The following is a 23,234-nucleotide window of genomic DNA, read 5'->3' on the forward strand; positions in this document are numbered from 1 at the left end:
TTAAGGTAAAACTAAAAGGACTTAGCCCTGTGCAATACAGAACTAAATCCTTCGGATAAATTAATTGTCTAACTTTTGGGGGTCAGTACAATTCTGAACTGACGTTTTTTTGTATGCTTATTTTGATTTGATATAGTTGATACCATCTGCTTTTGGTGCGACTGCTTTTCCAAAGAAGGCTGCCAAGACAAGAATTGTCAAAACATAAGGTGCGATTTGAAGATAAACCGCAGGCAATCCTTGTAGGAACGGCAATTGAGAACCGATAACAGCCAAACTTTGTGAAAGCCCAAAGAATAGACTAGAAAGCATGGCTCCGATTGGATTCCATTTTCCAAAAATCATCGCAGCAAGAGCGATAAATCCAGGTCCAACAATAGTTGTCACTGAGAAGTTGACTGAGATGGATTGAGCATAAATTGCTCCTCCAATTCCACCTAGGAAACCTGAAATGATAACCCCTAAATATCTCATCTTGTAGACATTGATTCCCAAAGTATCCGCTGCTTGCGGGTGTTCACCGACAGAGCGAAGACGAAGACCAAAGCGAGTCTTGAAGAGGATAAACCAAGCAAGGAATGAGAAGGCAATCGCCAGATAACCAAGTAGACTAGTTGACTTGAAGAAGATATCACCAATCACTGGGATATTTGCCAAAACTGGGAAATCAAAGCGTCCAAAAGTCTGACTTAGGTTGTCGGTTTGTCCTTTGTTATAAAGAACTTTCACCAAGAAAACAGCCAAGGCAGGCGCCATCAAGTTCAATACCGTACCGCTGACAACATGGTCTGCACGGAAATGAATCGTCGCTGCTGCGTGTATGATAGAGAAGAGACCACCAACCAATCCTGCTACAAGCAAGGATAGCCATGGAGTTGCTGCTCCAAATTGTTCTGCAAATTCAAGGTTAAAGACAACTCCAGAAAAGGCACCCATAACCATAATTCCTTCAAGACCGACGTTTACCACACCACCACGTTCAGAAAAAACGCCACCGATACTTGTAAAGATGAGGGGGGCTGAGTAAATCAGCATAGAAGACACCAAGAGGGTGAGCAAGGTTGTAATAGACATCTTTACTTACCTCCTTTAACTTGTTTTTTCGGTTTGACAAAGCGTTCGATAAGGTAATGAACACTGACAAAGAAGATAATAGACGCTGTTACAATGCTGACAAGCTCAGACGGTACCTGCGCCGCATTCATACCTGGGGCTCCAACTTGGAGAACACCAAACAGGAAGGCTGCAAAGAGAATACCAATTGGTGAGTTTGCTGCAAGTAGACTAACTGCCATCCCGTTAAACCCGACAGCTAATGATGCCCCTTGAACATAGACGTTCTGGAAGGTTCCAAGTCCTTCAACAGCTCCACCAAGACCTGCCAAGGCACCTGAAATAATCATAGATAGGATAATAGTCCGTTTGGCAGAAATACCAGCATATTCTGAAGCATGTGGATTAAGACCAACTGCACGGATTTCAAAACCAAGGGTTGTTTTCTTGAGCATGAACCAAATAACTGCAACGGCAATGATGGCAAAGAAAATACCAATATTCATCCGCGAGTTAGCAGTCAACTCAGCCAACCAAGGTGTCTGATAGGTTGCATTAGCCCCAACACGAATGGTCGAATCTGTACTTTGCATGAAATCTTTAGGGAAAGAATGGATAAAGGCATTTCCTACATACAAGACAATGTAGTTCATCATGATGGTTACGATAACCTCTGACGTCCCTAGATAAGCCCTAAGAATACCTGGAATCGCTCCGACAATCCCACCAGCAATCAAAGCAATCACGATAGTCGCTAAAATCATCAAGGGACGCGGCATATCTGGATGCGACAGGGCAAACCAACCACTGAGAATCCAACCTGCCAAAGCCTGACCAGGAAGCCCGACGTTAAAGAAACCTGCACGACTGGCAACAGCAAAACCAAGACCAATCAAGACCAAAGGCCCCATAGCACGGAAGATTTCTCCAATCCCACGCAGGCTACCAAAGGCTGTATAGAACAATTCTTCGTAGCCCCAAATAGCATCATAACCGAAGATCCACATGACAATGGCTCCAAGTAAAATTCCTAGGAAGACAGAAATCAAGGGAACCGAAATTTGTTGTAATTTTTTAGACATCACTCTTCTCCTTTCCCAAGTTTCCACCAGCCATCAAGACACCAAGTTCTTGTTTATTGGTTGTTTCTGGTGATACAATACCTTGAATCTTACCATCATGGATAACGGCAATACGGTCTGAGACGTTTAAAATCTCATCTAGTTCAAAGCTGACAACAAGGACAGCCTTACCATTATCACGCTCTTCAATCAATCGCTTGTGGATATATTCAATGGCACCGACATCCAACCCACGAGTTGGCTGGCTGACGATAAGGAGATCAGGATCTCGATCAATTTCACGAGCAATAATTGCTTTTTGTTGATTTCCTCCCGAGAGTGCAGCTGCAGGCACAAATTCACTGGCAGCACGAACATCAAATTCTTCCATTAGCTTTTTAGCATAAGAAGTAATATTTGAATAGTTCAAAATTCCATTTTTACTATGTGGTTCTTTATAGTAGGTTTGAAGAGCAATATTTTCAGAAATCATCATTTCTAAAATCAAACCATCACGGTGACGGTCTTCTGGAACGTGCCCAACACTCAACTCTGTAATCTGACGTGGGTGCAAGCCTACAATTGAATCTCCTTTTAGCTCAATGCTTCCAGATTCAACCTTGCGAAGACCTGTGATGGCTTGAATCAGTTCAGACTGACCATTCCCATCAATCCCCGCAATACCAACAATCTCTCCAGAACGAACATCCAAGGACAGATTTTTAACAGCTGGAACACCGCGGTTTTCATTGACCACCAAGTCTTTAATAGACAAGACCACTTCTTTTGGTTGAGAGGCTTGTTTCTCTGTTTTAAAGGAAACAGAACGTCCTACCATCATTTCCGCCAAATCAGCATTGGTAGCCCCTGCAATTTCGACAGTTTCAATTGATTTCCCACGACGGATAACTGTAACGCGGTCAGAAACTGCACGAATCTCGTCCAACTTGTGGGTAATCAAGATAATTGATTTCCCTTCTTTGACAAGATTTTTCAAAATAGCCATCAACTCATCAATTTCTGATGGAGTCAAGACAGCCGTTGGTTCGTCAAAGATAAGGATATCAGCCCCCCGATAAAGGGTTTTTAAAATTTCTACACGTTGTTGGGCTCCAACTGAGATATCTGCTACCTTGGCAGAAGGGTCAACAGCTAAGCCATAACGTTCAGAAAGAGCCTTGATTTCTTTGCTAGCTCCAGCGATATCTAGCATACCATTTTTAGTCAATTCACTACCTAAAATGATGTTTTCAGCCACTGTGAAGGCTTCTACCAACATAAAGTGCTGGTGAACCATTCCGATTCCCAAGCTAGCTGCTTTAGATGGTGAATCGAGGTTGACAACTTGACCGTTGACCGCGATTTCACCACTGGTTGGTTCAAGAAGCCCTGCTAACATGTTCATGAGCGTGGACTTTCCAGCCCCATTTTCTCCTAAAAGTGCATGAATTTCACCTTTTCGTAGGTTCAGGTTGATTTTGTCGTTGGCAACAAATTCACCAAACACCTTGGTAATATCACGCATCTCAATGACATTTTCGTGTGCCATGTGCTCTTCCTTTCAGAGTCTTATTTTATTTCAATAAAACTTGCTAGTTTGTATAGTAGCAAGCTTTACTGAGACAAAATGACTTTGTCTCAACTCTTAAAAAGCGGCCGATGGCCGCTTCCTAAGAAATAACTTCCATCCATTATTTTTCAGGAACTTTTACGCTTCCATCAAGGATTTTAGCTTTAGCATCTTCGACAGCTTTTTTACCTTCTTCTGAAAGGTTTGTTACTGCCAAGTCAACCCCTTTATCTTTCAATGAGTAAACGATCACTTGACCGCCAGGGAATTCACCTTTTTCTGCCTTGTTAGCAATATCTTTTACAGTTGTACCAACTTGTTTCAAAGTAGATACAAGAACAAAGTTTGATTCTTTGCCATCTTTAGAAGTGTATTTACCTTCTGCTTCTTGGTCACGGTCAACACCGATAACCCAAACTTTTTCATTTTCAGGACGGCTTTCGTTGAGTGATTTTGCTTCTGCAAAGACACCTGCACCTGTACCACCAGCTACTTGGTAAACAATATCTGCACCAGCTGCGTATTGTGCGGCTGCAATTGTTTTACCTTTAGCAGCATCACCAAATGAACCAGCGTAGTCAACTTGTACTTTGATAGATGGGTCTACTGACGCAACACCAGCCTTGAATCCTGCTTCAAAACGAGAGATAACTTCTGACTCCATACCACCTACAAAACCAACTTGTTTTGTTTTAGTTGTTTTGGCTGCGGCCACACCAGCAAGGTAACCTGACTCATTATCAGCAAATGTTACACTAGCAACATTCTTTTTATCTTTAATCACATCATCAATCAAAACATAGTTCAAATCCGTGTGCTCTTCTGCTGCATCTTTAACTGCATTGTGAAGAGCAAAACCAACACCGAAGATTAGGTTGTAACTTCCAGCCGCTTGTTGCAAGTTGTTAGCATAGTCAGCTTCACTTGTTGATTGGAAGTAAGTGAAACCTTTATCTTTTGAAAGGTTGTGTTCTTTACCCCAAGCCTGCAAACCTTCCCAAGCTGATTGGTTGAATGATTTGTCATCAACACCACCAGTATCAGTGACGATTGCTGCTTTTGTCTTCACATCAGAAGATGAATCTGCCTTACGAGAAGAGCGGTTACCACATGCAGCAAGTCCAACTGCTGCCACTGCAACTAGACCAAGGCCTAGCCATTGTTTCTTGTTCATTACTGAACCTCCTAAATAAGATGTGCAACGATGTTGCAAGTATGGATTGATTGGTCACAAGGACCGTGCCACTCAGAGAGCGACTCAGACTAGTTTAAGTCTGTAAAAGAGTATGGAAGTAATTCCCCGACCGTCATCTCGACCGTCGATTTATCTTTTGCGACTAAGGTCACTTTTAGATCTTGTTCAAAAAATTCGACCATTACTTGGCGACAAGCACCACATGGTGAAATCGGTTTTTCAGTTTGACCATAAACAATCAGCTCTGAAAATTCTCTTTGTCCTTCAGATATAGCCTTAAAAATGGCTGTTCTCTCACCGCAATTGGTCAAAGAATAGCTAGCATTTTCAATATTCACTCCCGTGTAAACACTTCCGTCTTTTGCCACTAAAACTGCTCCGATAGGAAAGTGAGAATAGGGTACATAGGCTTGCTTGCTGGTTTCAATTGCTAGTTCAATCAACTCAGTAGTCGCCATCTGCCAATTCTCCTTTTAAAATGGCTACCCCAGCTGAAGTTCCGATACGGGTCGCCCCTGCTTCCACAAAGGCAAGAGCATCTGCATAAGAACGAGCTCCACCAGCAGCCTTGACACCCATATCAGGTCCAACTGTTTCACGCATTAATTGAACATCTGCTACCGTAGCCCCACCAGTTGAAAAGCCAGTAGATGTTTTAACAAAATCAGCTCCCGCTTTTTGGGCCAATTGGCAAGCAACAACCTTTTCATCATCCGTCAACAAGCAAGCTTCAATAATGACTTTCACTAACTTGTCACCACTTGCTTCTACAACCGCACGGATGTCCGATTCAACCAAATCAAGATTACCTGTTTTGAGAGCCCCAACATTGATCACCATATCAATCTCGTCTGCACCATTTTGAATAGCTTCTTTGGTTTCAAAAGCTTTCACAGCTGAAGTTGTTGCTCCCAAGGGGAAACCTACTACTGTGCAGACCTTGACATCTGTGCCTTCAAGCCCTTTTTTGGCATGTTCAACCCAGGTCGGATTAACGCAAACACTGGCAAAATCATACTCCCTAGCCTCAGACAACAAACAATCAATTTGATTTTCTGTTGCATCTTGTTTTAAAAGCGTATGATCGATATATTTATTTAATTTCATATTCGGATCCTCCTGCGGTTTATGAGATAATTTCTATAATTTCTCGTAAACTTTGCACCCTATCATTTATTTTAACATATTTTTGAAAATCTGTAACTAGCTGAGGAGAAATTTTTCCATTTGTGTATACTTTTGCAACAATTTCTCCCTTTTGAACGGAATCTCCAACTTTCTTTTCAAAAACAATTCCTGTTTCATAGTCCAAGGCATCAGACTTGACTGCACGGCCTGCCCCCAGTCTCATAGCATAAAGTCCAAATTCCATAGCTGGAAGAGCTGAAATGACACCCGTTTCCTGAGCAGGGATTTCCACCACATGGGCTACATTTACAGGACGATAGAGGTCTTCCAAGTCTCCACCTTGGGCTTGGACCATATCCTCAAACTTAGCCAGTGCTTGACCATTTTCAAGATGTTGGCGAACTTCTTCAACTGACTTGTTAACATTTGCCAGGCCAAGCATAATTTGAGCCAATTCGCATATAAAATGGGTAATATCCTGACGGCCTTGACCTTGTAAAATCTCCAATGCTTCAAGGATTTCAAGGCGATTTCCAATCGCTCGTCCCAAGGGCTGACTCATATCCGTAATGACTGCAACTGTTTTACGGCCTACTGCTTTCCCTAAATCCACCATGGTTTGAGCCAGTTCTCGCGCTTCATCAACAGTCTTCATGAAGGCACCCTCTCCGACAGTTACGTCTAACAAAATAGCATCCGCTCCTGCCGCGATTTTCTTGCTCATCACCGAACTCGCAATCAAAGGAATCGTGTCGACAGTTGCGGTCACATCACGGAGGGCATAGAGAAGTTTATCTGCTTTGACCAGCTGGTCTGATTGCCCAATGACAGATACTCCAATGTCCTGCACCTGTCCAATAAAGTCCTCTTGACTACGTTCTACTTGATAACCCTTAATGGACTCCAATTTATCAATCGTACCGCCCGTATGGCCTAGACCACGACCACTCATTTTTGCCACAGGCACACCAAAACTAGCAACAAGGGGAGCCAAAATCAAGGTCACCTTATCACCAACACCACCCGTAGAATGCTTGTCAACCTTAACCCCATCAATAGCAGATAAATCAAACTCTTGCCCTGTCTGAACCATTTTCATAGTCAAATCAGAAATTTCACGAGTCGTCATTCCTTTAAAATAAACAGCCATAGCAAAAGCAGACATCTGATAATCAGGGACAGTTCCTGACACATAGCCTTCAACTAGCCATTCAATTTCACTCGAAGTCAGTTCTTGACCATCTCGTTTCTTTTGGATTAAATCAACTGCTCTCATTCTTTCACACTTCTAAGGATATAGTATCCCTTATCTTTTTTGACGATTTCGCAATTGCCAAACACATCTTCCATCTTAGACTTAGCACTTGGTGCCCCTTGTTTCTTCTGGATAACGATAGTCAAATCCCCACCAGTTTCCAAGAAATCTTTGCTTTTCTCAATGATTTCATGAACCACTTGTTTACCTGCACGGATAGGAGGATTGGAAATGACATGGTCAAATTTCCCTTTAACTTGTTCATAAATATTGGACTGGAAAATCGTCGCTTCCACTTTATTTCGTTCAGCATTTTGTCGTGCCAAATCCAAGGCACGATTATTGATATCGACCATGGTCGACTGAACTCCATAAGCCTTAGCTAAGGACAAGCCCAAAGGTCCGTAACCACAGCCTACATCAAGAACAGTTTCTCCTTGGTTGACCTCAAGACACTTGAGCAAGAGTTGACTCCCAAAATCAATCATTTTCTTGCTAAAAACACCCGCATCCGTTAAAAAGGTCATTTTTTCTCCCAATAAGTCCACTCTTAACTCATGAATGTCGTGAGCAGCGTCAGGATTTTCTGCATAATACATTTTACTCATGAAACTATTTTACCATAATTTGACTTAAATTGTAAATCGTTTACAAACTGATAATAAAACGAAAAAGACTGAAGAAAGCTAGCCAAGAAGACCTTTTCTTCAATCTCTTTCAATTATTGGAAACGAATGACAAATCATGTAGGAGCAGATATCTCATAGTCTATTGTCTGTAATTAGGCTCATTTTTATGACCATTGCTTAACCTTCAAATACTTTATTATCAACAAAATTCCCAACAGGATGTTTAGATAAAAGCCCAACTGATAAGTTTGTGTCAAGATTTCCAAACTTGTCCAAAGTCGGATTAAATCTTCTAGTGACATGCGGAATAAATAACCCTCTGTAGCAATCCATAGGACTAAAAAGACATAACTTCCAGCAGCAAGCCATTTCGTCCACCGTTTTTTTAGTAGGCAAGCAATCAAGAGCGAACAGATAAAGATAGCTGTTACAATAGCATGTTCCATCAAAAAAGTAAAACCGTAATAGATTTCCACAAAGCGTCTACCATTATCCGCATTCGCCCCTTTTATAAAAGGTAGTGCAAAACTTAAAATAAAACAAAGTTCCAATATGTAACGTTTTAAGATTCTCATAGTACACCTCCTATATGTTGTGAACTAAAAATCTCCCTTTTATTAGCTTATAAATCAGTAGAAGCTATCTCCTACTTCATCAATAAATTGTTCATCCTCTATCTACTTATAGTATATACTATTGACTTAACACATTCAAGAAACCGCTTTATTTTTTTAGCTTTTTATGGTATGATAAACAAAATATCTAGGGGAAAACAAATGACCAACGAATTTTTACATTTTGAAAAAATCAGCCGCCAGACTTGGCAATCTTTACATTGGAAGACAACACCTCCTTTGACAGAAGAGGAATTAGAATCCATCAAGAGTTTTAATGACCAGATTAGTTTACAGGATGTTACCGATGTCTATCTCCCCCTAGCCCATCTCATCCAGATTTATAAGCGTACCAAGGATGATTTGGCCTTTTCAAAAGGAATTTTCCTTCAACGTGAAAGCAAATCCCAGCCTTTTATCATTGGGGTTTCTGGGAGTGTTGCCGTTGGAAAATCCACAACCAGTCGCCTACTTCAAATCCTACTGTCCCGTACACTTACAGATGCTACGGTTGAGTTGGTAACAACTGACGGCTTTCTCTATCCCAACCAGACCTTGCTTGAACAAGGGATTTTAAATCGCAAGGGATTTCCTGAAAGCTATGATATGGAAGCTCTTCTCAACTTCTTGGACCGTATCAAAAATGGACAAGATGTGGATATTCCTGTCTATTCTCATGAAGTCTACGACATCGTACCCGAGGAAAAGCAAAGCGTTAAAGCTGCTGATTTTGTCATTGTTGAGGGAATAAATGTCTTTCAAAATCCACAAAACGAACGTCTTTACATTACCGACTTCTTTGACTTTTCCATCTATGTTGATGCTGCAGTCGATGACATCGAGAGTTGGTATCTGGACCGTTTCTTGAAGATGCTGAGCCTAGCCCAAAACGACCCTAATAGCTACTATTATCGTTTTACTCAGATGCCGATTGGGGAAGTGGAATCCTTTGCCCATCAGGTCTGGACCAGTATCAATCTCACAAATCTACAAAATTATATTGAACCGACCAGAAATCGTGCAGAAGTGATTCTTCATAAAACAAAGAATCATGAAATCGATGAAATTTACTTAAAAAAATAATTTTCCCTTGTCAAAACGTAAGTTTTCAGATATAATGGTATAGTTAGTAAATATGGAGGTAAGAACATTGGCAAACATTAAATCAGCTATCAAACGCGCTGAATTGAACGTTAAACAAAACGAAAAGAACTCAGCTCAAAAATCAGCTATGCGTACTGCTATCAAAGCTTTCGAAGCAAACCCATCTGAAGAACTTTTCCGTGCTGCTAGCTCAGCTATCGATAAAGCAGAAACTAAAGGTTTGATTCACAAAAACAAAGCAAGCCGCGACAAAGCTCGTCTTTCAGCTAAACTTGCTAAATAAGAAACAGTCCATAGAGGCTGTTTTTTTGTCTCCAAATAGGAAAAGGTAGAAAATGAAAATCGCAATTATCGGATATTCTGGTGCTGGTAAGTCAACTCTAGCTGAAAAGTTGTCTCACTACTACTCCATCCCAAAACTTCACATGGACACACTCCAATTTCAACCCGGTTGGCAAGACAGTGACCGTGATTGGATGTTAACCGAGATGAATAACTTTCTCACCAAGCATGAAGCCTGGGTCATCGATGGAAATTATTCTTGGTGCTATTACCAAGAAAGAATGCAGGAAGCTGACCAAATCATCTTTCTCAACTTTTCCCCATGGACTTGTCTATTTCGGGCTTTTAAACGTTATCTCACATACCGAGGCAAGGTCAGAGAAAGTATGGCAGCTGGTTGTCAAGAACAATTTAATTGGGAGTTTATCAGATGGATTCTTTGGGACGGACGGAGCAAATCCGCTAAGGAACGCTACAAGTGGATTCAAAAAAACTATCCATATAAAGTGGTCATCCTCAGATCACAAAAAGAGATAGACCAATTTCTAGATAAGAAAAGGAAGTCCTCCAATTCATAAAGAAGGGCTTCCTTTTTGGCTATAATTAGTCTGCAATCAAGGTTTCCAAACCAACCTTCATCATATCAGTGAAGGTATTTTGACGTTCTTCTGCAGTTGTGTCTTCATCTGGATTGACCAAGCTATCAGAGATAGTCATGATAGCTAGCGCGTCAACATGGTGTTGGGCTGCCAGATAGTAAAGAGCTGCTGCTTCCATTTCCACAGCTTTAACTCCCCATTTACCAAGCTCGATGTTCTTTTCAAAGTAGTTTGAGTAAAAGACATCAGATGATAAAACGTTCCCAACGTGGGTTGTCATACCGAGTTCTTTGGCGATATGGTAGGCCTTGTCCAGCAAATCAAAGTTAGCGATTTGTGGAAAATCGTACTGTGGCCAGTCATTACGGACGATGTTTGAGTTGGTTGCCGCTGCCTGCGCCAAAACTAATTCACGAACGTGAACATCTTCATTCAATGAACCTGCTGTTCCCACACGGATCAATTTTTTCACACCGTAGTCAACAATCAACTCACGCGCATAAATCGAAATAGATGGCATCCCCATCCCAGTTCCCATGACTGATACACGGTGGCCCTTGTAAGTACCAGTGTAACCAAACATGTTACGTACTTCGTTAAAACAAACAGCATCTTCAAGGAAATTCTCCGCAATAAACTTAGCACGAAGAGGATCCCCAGGAAGAAGAATTTTATCAGCAATTTCACCCTGCTGAGCAGCAATATGGATAGACATAATTTATGATACAAAGAGCGACAAGAAAACGACTGAAAATTAGGAATCTGACGAGAAATCCTGATTTCTCAGTCAGATTATCTATTTTCCAAGTTTTCCGCTCGTGTTCAAATCAAAACACACGCTCTACCTTTCTTTTTTTGTATATTTAGGATAGCGACAGAAAACAAAGTAAAAATATGAAACTGACGAAGCATCTCAGATGCTAGACAGTTTATCTTTTTTACACAGTTCTCCGCCCGTATTCGGTTCAACGAATACAGTTAACCCATCCTTTCTTTTTAAATTTTGGTTATATAGAAGAGATTAGACCGGCTTCTATTCAAATCCGAACTCCCCTTCTCTTCTGAGTTTTTAGAAAAGTTTTCCGCTCGTGTTCAAATCAAAACACACGCTCTTCCTTTCTTTTTTATTTTTATATTTGATAGCTAGGAAAAATCGGATTCAATCATGACTCCGATAAGCCTACTTCTTTTTTATTTCAAACAGTTATTGATAAATTGACAATAGTTTTTAATCTTTTAAGATAAATCTTTGATTAGAAGAAACGGTCGTTCTCTATCTTATTACTTTATTCTTTGACTTCTGACACAGTATGCTAGCCCAAGAAAAACGGTCTAATATTTTTGCAAATTCATAGGCTAAAACAGCTGTTACTAAGAGATACGGAAGAGAATCTAAACCTATCCCAGTGAAACCTATTACTAATCCAGTTGCAGACAAGGGAGCCCTCAAGGTCACAGATAAAAAGCAAACAGATCCCAAAAGCAAAATGCTTGGCTGGCTATCCCCACCTAGAATCACGCCCAAGAGACCAGCTCCAGCCATCCCCAAGGCAAAAGATGGCGTAAGTGTACCACCATAGGCCCCTGCCCACAGAGTAATAAGAACGACCAGTGCTTTTAGGATAAACAAGAGGAATACTGTTTTGCCATTGCTACCATTCAATACTTCCTGAGCCATCATACGTCCATTTCCAAGTAGATGTGGAAAATAACTTGCCAACCCAGCAAGAAAAAGAAAAGCTGTAGGCAATGTGAGAAGTATTCGTTTATCTTTTATTCTGTTTGAAGACGCTGCCTTACTTAAGTGACCAAAAAGCCAAGCTAGTGGGGTTAAGAAAAGAAGTAATAAGGGAATATTCCATATTTCCTTTAATGACCATGTGATGGCTGGAATCTGATAAAGAGCCTGATCTGAAATAACCCAGCCTGCTATATAGGTTGAGACATAGGTAGCCAAACCGACTAAGACAAATCGTTTAATAGATAGAGCAATTCCTAGGGTTTCAAAAACAAAGAAGACACTTGTTAATGGAACCTGATAAACAGCCGCTAAACCAGCACCAGCACCACAAGCAAGGAGAAAGACTTGATCCTTCTTAGAGAGAAAACATATTTTTCCAATTGGTCCTGCAAATAGAGTTCCAATCTCTCGTGGCGCAGCTTCTTTACCAATAGGGGCTCCCCCTCCAACTGCAATAATTTGACAAATTGAATGAAATAGCTGTTTTAAAAAATGAAGCTTGTATTGTGAAGTCTCATCCTTCATCTGTGCTCTAATGGAAAAAATCTGTGATTTTTTTTGCAAGAAATACCAGACCAAGGATGAGCTGACACCCACGATTATTAAACTAAATCCTATCCGCGACGAGGAAACTCCATCAGTCAAAAATCCACTATGATGCTCTGACTGACCAAAAGCTAGCTCCTCCACCATCTCTAAAAGATAATGTAGAAAAATACCAGATAAACCTGAAACTATTCCTTGCAAAATGACTGCTAGGAATAATTTAAGATTATAAGGGATTTTCTGAAAAATACTCCTCAATTCTTTTAACATAGTAATAATTCAGTAAAAACGGCTTTAAGTAAGCCTTTAAAATCACCTTTAACACACTCTGTCACTTCTATAACCTCTTCGTGGTTAAGCTCTTCTTTGAAACCAGTAGTATAGTTAGTAATACATAAACTTCCTAGAAGTTTCAAACCTGAATAGGCTACAACAATAACTTCAGGAGCAGTTGACATTCCGACCACATCTATTCCAAGCATCTTATAGGTACGAATTTCTACTCGTGTTCAAATTAGAACACGCGCTCTACCTTTCTGTTTATACTCTTCGAAAATCTCTTCAAACCACGTCAACGTCGCCTTGCCGTAGGTATGGTTACTGACTTCGTCAGTTCTATCCACAACCTCAAAACAGTGTTTTGAGCAGCCTGCGGCTAGTTTCCTAGTTTACTCTTTGATTTTCATTGAGTATTCATTTTGTTCTTTCACAGAGAGCTACCTGAGTTCTATTCAAGCTCAGGTAGTACTTTCTTATAAACTAGACAAACTAACTGTCATTGTATCATCAGATTACAAGACATCATCGTCACTCACCTTGGAATTCAATGTCGTACCCCAATGAGTGATTTTCCGATGTGGTTGGGCGAGAAGAGGGCTGTTGTCATAGATTGTTTGCCATCTATTCCAGATAAGACCTGTTCTCTTTTCGATCTTAATTCGAAGATTTCTCATATTTTCTTTAATTGGGAGGTTGAGGACAAAACCTGCAGTCTGATTACGTCCATTTCCTTCCCAAGAATGACTTCGAACAACTGAATGACCATTTTTATCTACTGTAACTTCTTCCCAAGTTATAGAGTAGCGAGCAATGTAAGCTCCACTATGCTGAATAGTTAGGGTCTTATCTTTTACAGGAGTGTAATTTAACACTTGTACTGGCTTAGAAGTTGGTGGTGTCACAGTATTCTTAGCTATAAATCGAAATACTTCTACTTCAGCAAGACTGAGGGCTTGATTGTTCTTACGTAGTTGTACACGAACACGGCGTCCCAACTTACCATCCAACTGAAGATCTAGATGATTTCCTTCTAAACGAGAAACATATTTTCTAGTAACTTCTGTCCCTTTTTCATCATATAAAATCACATCAAAATCTGCCAAACGTTTGGAAAGCTCGCCATCTCCACGATTATAAAGACGGACAAGTCCTACCTGTTCTGTACGACCTAAATCAACTTCCCACCAAGGCTGATTTTCAAATTTTGTATGAGTAATTGATTGCTGGCTGTAGTTACTATTGGTATTTCCATCTAGAGCACGACTAGCATCTCCTCCAAACTCGGTAGAACTTTGGCGTGCTTGCTTTTTCCATGCGATATTCTCAGCACGCAAGACTTGAACTTCTGCGAGACTGAGAGCATTGTAACCATCTAACTCAATACGGACAAAACGAGCTTTTTTATAGTCAATTGCAATTTGTGCAGAGATATCTTTCAGAGATGCAATGCGCTTTCTTTCAATTTCTTTTCCAGAACTATCTAAAAGAATCACATTAAAATTGGTAAGCCTATCCTGAGCAGTATCTGTTCGATTATAGATATTGATTTGACGAATCGTTTCTTCCTTGTCTAAATCGACTTGCCACCAAGGCTTAGATTGAAACTCTGTATGCGTTACAGAATGATGAGCATAATTCCCATCAACTTTTCCATCTACAGCCCTTCTAGCGTCACCTCCAAAAGCTGTCGAACTTTGGGTAACCCGTTTCCCTAGAGCTATATTTTCAAGAGGTTCAGCGCTTGGTTGACTAGATGACAGAGGGAGTTGTTGTTTCTTAAAGAAAGAAATTTTTTCCAGTTTTGGATCACGGTAACCCTGCTTGTCCAATGTTGTTCGTTTTCCAATATTAAAGTTTGGAATATCATTCATGCGACTTTCAAAATAGCCACGCGAACGGTGTTTAACATTGGCGCTTCCTGTAGATGTCACAACATCACTATCATTTTGTAGCACAGATGTAACCACATTGTCGTTATCCACTACATAATGTTTAATTTTTCCATTTACAGCAAGCTTCCGACTTTCTAGTCCTACATCCCAGAAACCATTTTTGGCATTCCAGATTGTTCTTGAAGTAATGACCTTAGGTGCATTAAATGTTGTCACTTTTTTCAAAACATTATTATAAAAAGTAGGATATTTCTGATAAGCTTCAACTGCTGCTATTTGAGCTAGATAGCCTCCTAAAGAATGGCCTGTCATATACAGATTGGTAATGCTGGAATCCTGCGCCAATTCTTTTACAACATTACGGATATCATCCGCTTGTGCAGGTTTATTTCCTCCTAGCAAGGTCAAGTCCGTTCTCAAATCTTTGGCATCATTCAGTCTTGTCCCACGTATAGCCAACATTTGAACAGTATTGTCTTTTAAATAAGGAAAATCACTCTTAGTTTCAAATAGATAAGCATCCAAACCACTAGCTGTATGGTAAGCTTTTTTCATCTTCCAAAACGGGGCTAACTCATTGTGCATCATCTTATATTCTTGACGATTCAAGTAGAGACTCGGAAATGGATTTTTATGATCTAGAATTTTTTCGATATAGTCATCATCACGATAGGATAACTCCATAAAGAGAAGAGCATCTCGATCTGTAACATACCATTGTTTCTTATTATCATCTTCCCCATCTGCTAATCCGTCTCCATCACTGTCTGCCAGTAATGGATGACTGTTATATCCTAAATAGTCCTTACCATCTTTACGATAAACATAAAGCTCATCCTTATTTTTGATACCATCCTGATCGTCATCACCTTCTAAATCAAGGACTTTTTCACCATAAAGAGAATTGTCAAGTAAATCATTTTCGGAGTGCAGTTCTCCTTTTGAAATTTTCAAAAGATCTTCTGCTGTCACAGGACGAGAAGTTGTAGACTCATCCTTTACATTTTCCTCTCTATTCACTTCTGCAGGAACTAGAGCAGGCTCTGTTTTATGGGATTCCAGCTTTTCTTCTTCCTTCTGATTTTTAAGGACTTCTTTTGTTTCCGGAGCTGGTTGGATAACTGCTACTCTTTCCTCTATAAGATGCGTTTCCTGTTTTTTATCAGTATTTTCTAGTTTTGTCGGACTATCCGTTGCATTTACTACTAGAGGAGTTTCGTTTTTCACAACTGGACTTCCTTCATTGGCAGAAATTCCTGTCGGTGCTAAAAAAGCAAAACCAACTGCAACAGATACAACTCCGATACTTAATTTTTTTATGCCAAAACGCATCATTCGTTGAGCGATTTTCATTTTTTTCTAACTTTCTTTTATTTTCCCCTATTTACCAATAATTGATAAATAAGTATGTGATAAATTTTTACTAAAGATATAGTAGTTGATTGGATTTTTGTTCATCTTTTAATCACAACAAACCCAATCTTCTCTACTAAAGACGATGAGAACTCCCCCCATTTCTAGTCTAATGCCATCACTAATTTTTTTACAATTCAGCAAGAATCGCTTTAAGCAAGCCTTTGAAATCACCTTTGACACGTTCAGTCACTTCTACAACTTCCTCGTGGTTGAGTTCTTCTTGGAATCCAGCTGCAAAGTTAGTAATACATGAAATTCCCAGAACTTTCAAACCTGAGTGGGCTGCCACAATCACTTCAGGAACTGTAGACATACCAACTGCATCTGCTCCAAGTGTCTTATAGGCACGAATTTCTGCTGGGGTTTCATAAGTCGGACCTGTTACACCAATATAGACACCTTCATCAAGCTTGATACCAAGTTTCTTAGCCACTTCATGGGCAGTAGCACGATATTCTGGTGTGTAGGCTTTAGACATATCAGGGAAACGTGGACCAAAGTCATCCAAGTTTTCACCCATCAATGGATTTTGACCCGTAAAGTTGATATGGTCTGAGATAGCCATCAAAGTACCAGGACCATAACCAATACCTCCTGCAGCATTGGTTACAATGACACCTTCACATCCGAGAACTTTCATCACACGTACTGGGAAAGTCACGACTTCAAGAGGATTTCCCTCGTAGAAATGGAAACGACCTTGAAGAGCCAAGACTTTTCGACCTGCAAGGTCACCATATACCAACTTACCAGCGTGACCGACTACTGTCGAACGGCCCCAGTTTGGGATATCCGCATAGTCTACTACAACTGGATTTTCGATTTCTTCTGCCAATTCTCCCAGACCTGATCCAAGGATTAGACCGAACTCAGGTGCTTGGATTCCATTGTCTTTCAGGAAAGTAGCAGTTTCATGGATTTTGTTTAAAAACGTCATTGTGTCTCCTTTATTATTTTTTTAGTATTTGACCGATTTTGTCAAAAGTTTTAGCATTGCGAATGGTGATGTTACGATAAAAAGGCATCTTGAGCAAGTACTTGTGATAGGCTGTTTCGTAGTATGATTCCTCGGAGTATTTTCCCCAGAAAATCCCAAGTCTTCCAAAATGAACGACTTCATCTTCCAGTTCCAAACTGTTCACTTTCTCGATCACTTGATCCACATCCAAGCTCTCCGTGTAGAAGAGCACATCTTTTCGAGCTAGGTCTTTGGTCCACCATTCTGGCAGATTATTCAGCTCTGCTTCATAGTCTTCCTGACTCAGCAAGGAAAAGCTCTGAATAAATGGATAATGGATTTCAAAGAAAGCCTCTAACTTTTCAACCAATCGGGCTTTGGGGTCTGTCGAAGTAAAGAAAATATTGCCACTATTGATGTAGGTCTCAACCTTTTCCAGTCCCAACTCTGTCAGTTCTTGACGTAGTTGCGCCATGACAACCTTATTTTTCCCACCGACATTAATGCCCCGAACAAGTAAAGCATATCGCGTCATCTTATACCAATTTATCTAAGAAACTTTCCCCAATCATGGCAGTTTCAACACCAAAGTTATCCGCAACTGTCGCTGAGATATCTGCAAAATGTCCAACTGGAATGACACCATTTCCCTTAAAGCTAGGGCTGTAAGCTAAAAGTGGAATATATTCACGAGTATGGTCAGTTCCAGCATAGGTTGGGTCATTTCCATGGTCAGCAGTAATCAAAAGAAGATCATTCTCTCTCATGGCAGCGATAATTTCAGGCAAGCGCTCATCGAACTCATGCAAGCAATCACGATAACCGTGAGCATTACGACGGTGGCCGTAAAGAGCATCAAAGTCAACTAAGTTTGTGAAGGAGAATCCTTTTTCAAACTCAGCAAGGCCCATGGTCTTCAATAGTGTATCAATTCCATGGCTGTTTGACTTGTTGTGGCCCATGTCATGGTTGATACCAGCACCGTTAAAGATATCATTGATTTTACCAACAGCGTAAGTATCGATACCTGCTTCATTCAATTTATCCAAAACAGTCGGTGCAAATGGAGAAACGGCTAAGTCACGACGGTTTGCTGTACGAGTGAAGTTACCTGGCTCACCAACATATGGACGGGCAATGATGCGACCTAGAAGGGCAGGGCGCTCAAGTGTAATTGAACGAGCGTATTCACAGATACGGTACAATTCATCCAAAGGAATAATATCTTCGTGGGCAGCAATTTGTAAAACAGGATCAGCTGAAGTATAGATAATCAACTCTCCAGTTTCCATTTGACGTGGTCCAAAATCATCGATAACAGCTGTACCTGAGTAAGGTTTGTTGGCTTCACGAATGACCTTGCGTCCTGAGAATTCTTCGATTTTTATCAAGATTTCTTCTGGGAATCCATTCCAGAAAGTATCGAAAGGTTCTGTAATGTTGAGTCCCATGATTTCCCAGTGCCCAGTCATCGTATCCTTACCAAGAGATACTTCTTCTAATTTTGTTGCATAACCTGTTGGATTGCTTTCAGCTTGTACAGTCTTAAGAGGAGTTTCGCGAGGAATATTTCCAAGACCGATTTTAGCCATGTTTGGCACATTCAAACCAACGGTTTTAGAAATGTGTCCCAGTGTGTCAGAAGCTCCATCTGGAACCCCTGCATTGACAAAGTTATTAGCATCTGGTGCAGCACCGATTCCTACAGAATCTAGTACCACCAAGTGAATACGATTAAATTTTGACATAGTGTATCTCCTTATTATTTTAGTTATCTTGCTTTTGTTGAAGTTAAAATCTGAACCCCGTCTCGTCCAGCAACGATGACCTTATCCACCATTTGGTTGAATAAGCCGTGCTCTACAACACCAACGATATGGTCCAATTCTTGCCCGAAGGCAATTGGATCTTCAATGACATCTAAGGCAAGGTCAATGATAAAATTCTGCATATCCGTCACAAAACGTTGGCCATCTTTTTCACGGAAACTTGGTTTGTAGCCAGCTCGCTCAAAACGACGAAAGACCTGTTCTGCGCCATACTGAACCACTTCTACTGGCAATTTAAAAGCACCTAGTTTCTCGACTAGCTTGCTTTCATCCACCACCCAAATGTATTCTTTTGAGGGCGTTGCAACAACCTTCTCCATCAGGAGGGCACCACCACCGCCTTTGATTCCATTAAACTGACTATCCACTTCATCCGCCCCATCAACCGTCACATCAACAACATCTACTTGGTCAATAGACTTGAGCGGGATATTAAGCCCTTCAGCCTGTTTACTGGTCACACTAGAAGTCGTTACAGCTGTAACCTGCAACCCCTCTTCCTTGATACGACGACCAATTTCTTCTACAAAATAGTAAGCAGTAGAACCCGTTCCCAGTCCGACAACCATCCCATCATTTACAAATTCAGCGGCCTTGATACCTGCCATTTTCTTCAGATTTTCCACTCAAACACCTCCATTAAAGAGCTATTTCTATTATACCATGTATCCGTTTTTATTTCATGGATACACTAGAAAAACCCGAACATTTTTATGTCCACCTTGTTTTGGTGGTTAGAATCTTAGTTATGAGAACTTGTAGATAAAAACAGGTCCTAGCCAAAAGCAGCAACAGTTGATTTTTTATCATAAACATGATTAAATAGTTAAGTACAGAAAAGGAGAAATAAGATGAACCCATTAGATTTGTTTAATCAAGTAAAAGAGTTAATCGAAACAAAAGATTTCGAAGCTGCTAAGACATTCGTTGCAGAAAATCAAGAACAACTTGGAGAATACTTCTCTCAAGCTCAGCAGTTGATTTCTGGTTCAGAAGGTCTAGATGGCCTCGTTAGCAAGATTAAAGGATTTTTCTAAAAATATAAGAGGCTGGCAAAACTCAATTTCAGTAGAAAATGAAATTAATTTTCCCACAATAAAACGCATAGTGTCAAATTTTTTGTAAATCTGATACTATGCGTTTTTATAATTAACTATGTTCGGTGATAAACTTGTAGGCTTCTTGACCAGCGATAGCTCCATCTCCAACTGCTGTTGTTACTTGGCGAAGGTCTTTCAAGCGAACATCTCCAACCGCAAAGATACCGTCAACTGCAGTTTTCATATGGTTATCTGTCACAATCCAACCAGCCTGATCTTGGATATTCAATTCTTTAACAAAATCACTAAGAGGGTCCAAGCCAACATAGATAAAGACGCCACCGAAGGCTTGTTCTGTCACTTGACCTGTTTTCACATTTTCAAATACGACAGATTCTACTCGGTTTTCACCCTTGATTTCCTTGACTACAGAATCCCAGATAAAGCTGATTTTCTCATTCGCAAAGGCGCGGTCTTGTAAAACCTTTTGAGCACGAAGTTGGTCACGACGGTGAACAATGGTAACAGTCTTGGCAAAACGAGTCAAGAAGAGGGCTTCTTCAACAGCTGAATCTCCACCACCAACTACCAACAAATCTTGGTCACGGAAGAAAGCACCATCACACACAGCACAGTAAGAAACACCACGACTGTTCAGTTCTTCTTCTCCAGGTACTCCCAAAGGACGGTGTTTAGAACCAGTTGCTACGATAACTGTACGTGTTTCATATGTTTGGTCATCGGTCATCACTTTCTTAAAATCACCATGGTCTTCGACATTTTCAACATAACCATAAATGTGCTCAACACCAAGATTTTCAAGCGGTTCAAACATCTTTTCTGCCAATTCTGGTCCACTGATATTAGCGTATCCTGGGTAATTTTCGATATCCGATGTATTGTTCATCTGACCACCTGGTAAACCACCTTCAATCAAGGCTACTTTCAGATTGCTTCGAGCAGCGTATAAGGCCGCAGTCATCCCTGCAGGTCCAGCACCAATAATAATAGTATCGTACATATAAATTCCTTCTTTCTTGTTGTAACTATCTTTATTCTAACTCTTTCTTGTTAATCATGCAAGGATTATGACTTAAAAACAAGAATTAAACTCATAACCGCAAAGGATAATACTGGAACAACCAAGACCCCTATCATAATCATATCATAGAGATGGGCTTGGCGAGCCTTGGCTGTCTTATCCACTCCCGACATGGCTCTCAGTCCAATCCAAATCCCTAAAAAAATCAGGACGAGGATGGTGGTCAAGATCAAACTCTCGAAATATAAAGAAAATAGTTGCAGTAGCATGATTTCTCTCATTTCTATCTTTTTTAAAGAGTAAACTCAGCTAGTCCAGCTAACTGAGTTTTCCTTTATCTATTATATCAAATATAAGTTCGTTTGTAACTAGCGAAGAATTCTTTTGTCCGCTCTTCTTTAGGATGGTGGATAATCTCATCTGGTGTTCCAGACTCGATAATTTTCCCCTTATCTAAGAAGAGAATCTTATCAGCCACTTGGGCTACAAAGGACATGTCATGACTGACCAAAATCATGGTTTGACCTGACTTAGCAGCATCTGCAATAGATTTTTCTACTTCACCGACCAATTCTGGGTCAAGGGCTGAAGTTGGTTCGTCTAAGAGCAAGACATCTGGTTTCATAGCAAGCGCACGCGCTAGGGCAACCCGTTGCTTCTGTCCACCTGATAAATGGCGAGGGTAATGGTTTTCACGGTCAGAAAGCCCAACCTTAGCCAACTCTTCCTTGGCAATCTTAGTCGCTTCTTGATCAGACAATTTCTTGACAACAACCAAGCCTTCTTTCACATTATCAAGTGCTGTGCGGCGTTCAAACAAATTAAACTGTTGAAAAACCATAGACAGCTTACGGCGTAGGGCAAGGATTTCTTCTTGAGTGATTTTAGAAAAATCAACTGAGAAATCATCAATCTGAATAGAGCCACTGTCAGGTGTTTCAAGATAATTGAGACTGCGAAGGAAGGTTGATTTTCCAGCTCCTGAAGAACCAATCAAGGCTACAACCTCTCCTTTTTGGATATCCAAGTTCAGATGATCCAAGACAGTCTGTCCTGAAAAGGATTTGCTTAAATTCGAAATCTTAATCATTAACGAAGGTCTCCTTTCACATCTGTTTTCACTGTATCGGGTGCAGAAATAGCCATTTTTCTCTCGATGAAACGACCGAGGCTTTCAATTCCGATATTGACTACCCAATAAACAAGGGCAACGGAGATAAAGCGTTCAAAGTAACGATAATCAGCTCCACCTAGAATCTGAGCTTGGGCAAAGACTTCCACAACACCCGCACTAAAGGCTAGGGAAGTTCCCTTGGTCAATCCGATTAGAGAATTGATTAAGGTTGGAGTCGCCACAACTGCTGCATTTGGAATAATTACGCGACGATAAACTTGTGCTCGGGTCATGCCCAGACTGCGTGCCGCCTCAATCTCACCAGGATTGACTGAGAGAATGGCTGCACGAATGGTTTCACTGGCATAAGCTGCTTCATTGAAGGCAAAGGCAACAATCGCAAAAGCAGCGGCTGGAATCGCATTGATATTGAGACCAGTTCCCCATTGCTGATTGAGAGCTTTCAAAGCCAAAGGAATTCCGTAGTAGGTCAACATGAGTTGCACCAAAATCGGTGTCCCTTTTAAGAAGCTAACAAAGAAGGCCTGCAAGGGATATAAAATCTTGACACGATTGATTTTCACAATGGCAAAAAGAAGTGCCAAAACCAAGCCAAAAAGAGCACCACCAATTGTCAACATGATCGTTGTTGGAAGTTGTTGGACAATTCTCGGGATTCCATCAAAGACCGAACGCAAGCTAAACAGCTTGCCATCCGGAATCAATTGCATCAAGTTTTGGTACCAATCTGATGCTAAAATCGTTGTAACATTCATAAAAACATCCTCTCCTGATAATGATTCATTCTACCATACTTCTGCCGTCAATGAAATTATTTGCTACGGTCAGATACAGACTTTATCTACCTACTAGTTTATCATACTTTG

23 protein-coding genes and 2 pseudogenes are annotated in these 23,234 nt (G+C 40.6%); 4 read left to right on the forward strand and 21 right to left on the reverse strand.

The annotated features are described in order from the left end of the window. Window positions 1-117: 117 nt before the first annotated feature. From N8L90_RS07520 to N8L90_RS07560, 9 genes are all read right to left on the reverse strand, one after another. On the reverse strand, window positions 118-1,074 hold the full coding sequence (locus N8L90_RS07520) for an ABC transporter permease (RefSeq protein ID WP_261024889.1): 957 nt from the start codon (window positions 1,072-1,074) through the stop codon (window positions 118-120). A gap of 2 nt (window positions 1,075-1,076) precedes the next feature. Further along, on the reverse strand, window positions 1,077-2,135 hold the full coding sequence (locus N8L90_RS07525) for an ABC transporter permease (RefSeq protein WP_261024890.1): 1,059 nt from the start codon (window positions 2,133-2,135) through the stop codon (window positions 1,077-1,079). Next, window positions 2,128-3,663 (reverse strand): ABC transporter ATP-binding protein, encoded by a 1,536-nt coding sequence (locus N8L90_RS07530; RefSeq protein WP_261024891.1) that lies wholly within the window; start codon window positions 3,661-3,663, stop codon window positions 2,128-2,130. The genes N8L90_RS07525 and N8L90_RS07530 overlap by 8 nt, the downstream gene beginning before the upstream one ends. A 142-nt stretch (window positions 3,664-3,805) precedes the next feature. Continuing rightward, complete coding sequence (locus N8L90_RS07535; protein ID WP_261024893.1) at window positions 3,806-4,858, reverse strand: BMP family lipoprotein; 1,053 nt, start codon at window positions 4,856-4,858, stop codon at window positions 3,806-3,808. 89 nt (window positions 4,859-4,947) lie between these two features. Beyond that, a complete protein-coding gene (locus N8L90_RS07540; RefSeq protein WP_261024894.1) occupies window positions 4,948-5,337 on the reverse strand; it encodes a cytidine deaminase in 390 nt (129 codons plus the stop codon). Further along, window positions 5,324-5,986, reverse strand: coding sequence for a deoxyribose-phosphate aldolase (gene deoC / locus N8L90_RS07545; RefSeq protein ID WP_261024896.1), 663 nt, complete (start codon window positions 5,984-5,986; stop codon window positions 5,324-5,326). Before deoC ends, N8L90_RS07540 begins: the two co-directional genes overlap by 14 nt. A gap of 19 nt (window positions 5,987-6,005) precedes the next feature. Then, on the reverse strand, window positions 6,006-7,283 hold the full coding sequence (locus N8L90_RS07550) for a pyrimidine-nucleoside phosphorylase (RefSeq protein WP_261024897.1): 1,278 nt from the start codon (window positions 7,281-7,283) through the stop codon (window positions 6,006-6,008). Further along, entirely contained in the window at window positions 7,280-7,870 is a 591-nt protein-coding gene (locus N8L90_RS07555; protein ID WP_314725730.1) for a class I SAM-dependent methyltransferase, read from the reverse strand. The genes N8L90_RS07550 and N8L90_RS07555 overlap by 4 nt, the downstream gene beginning before the upstream one ends. A 185-nt stretch (window positions 7,871-8,055) precedes the next feature. After that, entirely contained in the window at window positions 8,056-8,466 is a 411-nt protein-coding gene (locus N8L90_RS07560; RefSeq protein WP_261024899.1) for a hypothetical protein, read from the reverse strand. Between the two features lie 201 nt (window positions 8,467-8,667). Here N8L90_RS07560 and coaA point away from each other — a divergent pair, with 201 nt between their 5' ends. The 3 genes from coaA (at window position 8,668) to N8L90_RS07575 (ending at window position 10,469) form a co-directional block, all read left to right on the forward strand. Continuing rightward, on the forward strand, window positions 8,668-9,588 hold the full coding sequence (coaA, locus tag N8L90_RS07565) for a type I pantothenate kinase (RefSeq protein ID WP_261024900.1): 921 nt from the start codon (window positions 8,668-8,670) through the stop codon (window positions 9,586-9,588). 67 nt (window positions 9,589-9,655) lie between these two features. After that, the gene (gene rpsT / locus N8L90_RS07570; RefSeq protein ID WP_001274000.1) at window positions 9,656-9,892 is read left to right on the forward strand and encodes a 30S ribosomal protein S20; all 237 of its coding nucleotides are present in this window, start codon (window positions 9,656-9,658) and stop codon (window positions 9,890-9,892) included. 52 nt (window positions 9,893-9,944) lie between these two features. Then, entirely contained in the window at window positions 9,945-10,469 is a 525-nt protein-coding gene (locus N8L90_RS07575; RefSeq protein WP_261024902.1) for a DNA topology modulation protein, read from the forward strand. Window positions 10,470-10,494: 25 nt separating this feature from the next. Here N8L90_RS07575 and deoD read toward each other — a convergent pair whose 3' ends face one another. The 8 genes and pseudogenes from deoD to rpiA all read right to left on the reverse strand — a co-directional run bounded on the left by deoD (window position 10,495) and on the right by rpiA (window position 19,777). Next, on the reverse strand, window positions 10,495-11,205 hold the full coding sequence (deoD, locus tag N8L90_RS07580) for a purine-nucleoside phosphorylase (protein ID WP_101784693.1): 711 nt from the start codon (window positions 11,203-11,205) through the stop codon (window positions 10,495-10,497). A 558-nt stretch (window positions 11,206-11,763) separates the two neighbouring features. After that, window positions 11,764-13,047, reverse strand: a complete 1,284-nt coding sequence (locus N8L90_RS07585) for a chloride channel protein (protein ID WP_261024903.1) — start codon at window positions 13,045-13,047, stop codon at window positions 11,764-11,766. Continuing rightward, window positions 13,041-13,286: pseudogene (locus N8L90_RS07590) on the reverse strand (phosphorylase family protein); the annotation flags it as partial. The gene N8L90_RS07585 and the pseudogene N8L90_RS07590, both read right to left, overlap by 7 nt. Window positions 13,287-13,568: 282 nt before the next feature. Continuing rightward, window positions 13,569-16,301, reverse strand: a complete 2,733-nt coding sequence (locus N8L90_RS09585) for a galactose-binding domain-containing protein (protein WP_314725731.1) — start codon at window positions 16,299-16,301, stop codon at window positions 13,569-13,571. A gap of 190 nt (window positions 16,302-16,491) precedes the next feature. Beyond that, window positions 16,492-17,301, reverse strand: coding sequence for a purine-nucleoside phosphorylase (locus tag N8L90_RS07605; protein ID WP_203175483.1), 810 nt, complete (start codon window positions 17,299-17,301; stop codon window positions 16,492-16,494). After that, a pseudogene (locus N8L90_RS07610) lies at window positions 17,302-17,857 on the reverse strand (DUF1697 domain-containing protein); the annotation flags it as partial. It lies immediately after the preceding gene. 1 nt (window position 17,858) lies between these two features. Next, on the reverse strand, window positions 17,859-19,070 hold the full coding sequence (locus N8L90_RS07615) for a phosphopentomutase (RefSeq protein WP_261024906.1): 1,212 nt from the start codon (window positions 19,068-19,070) through the stop codon (window positions 17,859-17,861). Window positions 19,071-19,093: 23 nt separating this feature from the next. Continuing rightward, complete coding sequence (gene rpiA, locus N8L90_RS07620) at window positions 19,094-19,777, reverse strand: ribose-5-phosphate isomerase RpiA (protein ID WP_261024907.1); 684 nt, start codon at window positions 19,775-19,777, stop codon at window positions 19,094-19,096. Between the two features lie 225 nt (window positions 19,778-20,002). Here rpiA and N8L90_RS07625 point away from each other — a divergent pair, with 225 nt between their 5' ends. Further along, entirely contained in the window at window positions 20,003-20,188 is a 186-nt protein-coding gene (locus tag N8L90_RS07625; protein WP_001068559.1) for a hypothetical protein, read from the forward strand. A gap of 112 nt (window positions 20,189-20,300) precedes the next feature. On the opposite strand, the gene trxB is transcribed toward N8L90_RS07625, so the two are convergent. The 4 genes from trxB to N8L90_RS07645 form a co-directional block, all read right to left on the reverse strand. Further along, window positions 20,301-21,212, reverse strand: coding sequence for a thioredoxin-disulfide reductase (gene trxB / locus N8L90_RS07630; RefSeq protein ID WP_000272298.1), 912 nt, complete (start codon window positions 21,210-21,212; stop codon window positions 20,301-20,303). A 65-nt stretch (window positions 21,213-21,277) separates the two neighbouring features. Then, window positions 21,278-21,502: a DUF4059 family protein gene (locus N8L90_RS07635; protein WP_261024909.1), complete on the reverse strand. Its 225-nt coding sequence runs from the start codon at window positions 21,500-21,502 to the stop codon at window positions 21,278-21,280. Window positions 21,503-21,579: 77 nt separating this feature from the next. Further along, a complete protein-coding gene (locus N8L90_RS07640) occupies window positions 21,580-22,323 on the reverse strand; it encodes an amino acid ABC transporter ATP-binding protein (RefSeq protein ID WP_000590982.1) in 744 nt (247 codons plus the stop codon). Further along, window positions 22,323-23,123 carry an amino acid ABC transporter permease gene (locus N8L90_RS07645; RefSeq protein WP_101784680.1) on the reverse strand — a complete coding sequence of 267 codons (801 nt, stop codon included), beginning with the start codon at window positions 23,121-23,123 and terminating at the stop codon, window positions 22,323-22,325. The genes N8L90_RS07640 and N8L90_RS07645 overlap by 1 nt, the downstream gene beginning before the upstream one ends. Window positions 23,124-23,234 lie beyond the last annotated feature (111 nt).

This window comes from Streptococcus mitis (assembly GCF_946190115.1).
Classification (GTDB): domain Bacteria; phylum Bacillota; class Bacilli; order Lactobacillales; family Streptococcaceae; genus Streptococcus; species Streptococcus mitis_CO.